At 41.4% G+C, this 1,087-nt stretch carries 1 protein-coding gene; it reads right to left on the reverse strand.

Features of this window, described 5'->3' with window-relative positions; genetic code table 11:
* On the reverse strand, positions 1-1,087 hold a 1,087-nt coding region (locus ACYVTD_RS13645; protein WP_461248277.1), incomplete at both ends, for a hypothetical protein.

The following is a 1,087-nucleotide window of genomic DNA, read 5'->3' on the forward strand; positions in this document are numbered from 1 at the left end:
TTGTAACTCCCTGAATTGCTTATAACGCTTTGATATTCCCGTCAATTCCTCAAAAGTACCCCTTGCGTTTGTGTAATATCCGCCCCTGTCTACGGTAAGCCTTGTTTCCGGCGAACCGCCATAACTCCAATTATGCTCTGCGTCTATCACATAAAATTCGCCGCCCAAAAAGGATATTTTTTCGCCCGCCTGCGGCATATCAGCGGAAAGATCGGTTTCCATTGATATACTGCCGGAATAAAATTTATCTTTGTTTGCATACCAGTCTTTTATCCGCTCATTTAATTTCTTAAACCTTTCTGTCGTTTTCGTGTCTTCGGTTCCGTCAGCCTTACCGTATCCGTTAAAACTCACAAATAACGGGCGGTAGCCGTACACCTTAAATTTATCTTCGTCTATTTCAACGTTTGGCATATCGCCTACGCCCTGCATCGCAAGAATAATCGCCTTGTCTTCCTGTAGCGGGTATCCGGCTAAATATGAGTAAAAAACAGTATACACTTCGTTGTCCGTCTGCTTAACGTCAAAAGATTTAACGAGTTTTGGATCGATTTCTATTGGTTTCATAAAATTTTTCCATGCGTTTTCGCCGCCCGTGTCAAACGGGACTTCCCGTATCCTTAACCTCATTCTTTTTTTTTCGTAATCCATATATGGAAAAATCTCATAGACGGGCTGTGGGATTAAATTGGCTATAACGTCGAAAAACGTCTGTGTTGTCTGCCCCTTAAATACGCTCGCTATGGGGTAATGAAAATATGAATCTTCATCAATATTAAAAATGTCATCAGCTTCCCCTACCCATTTTTGTATATATTCCCCAACTTTCGGGTTCGATGACTTCCCGTATTTTTTGCTTAGATCAAGATAACTGTTCCATATCTCTTTTATCGCATAAGCGACTTTAAGCGGCTCGTTGTCGTTGTTAATAAATTTAATGGTAAACTGTTTTTGTATTTCTTCGTTGTTTGCCAATTCTTTGGTTATGGTCGTTGCTTGCATATCTAGGTTCATTTTGAAATCGTGAACAAGCCCGACAATGGAATGTCCCGTAACGACGAATTTCCGGCTTGCCCCGCTGCCGGAC

It is taken from the genome of Treponema sp. R6D11 (genome assembly GCF_054786075.1).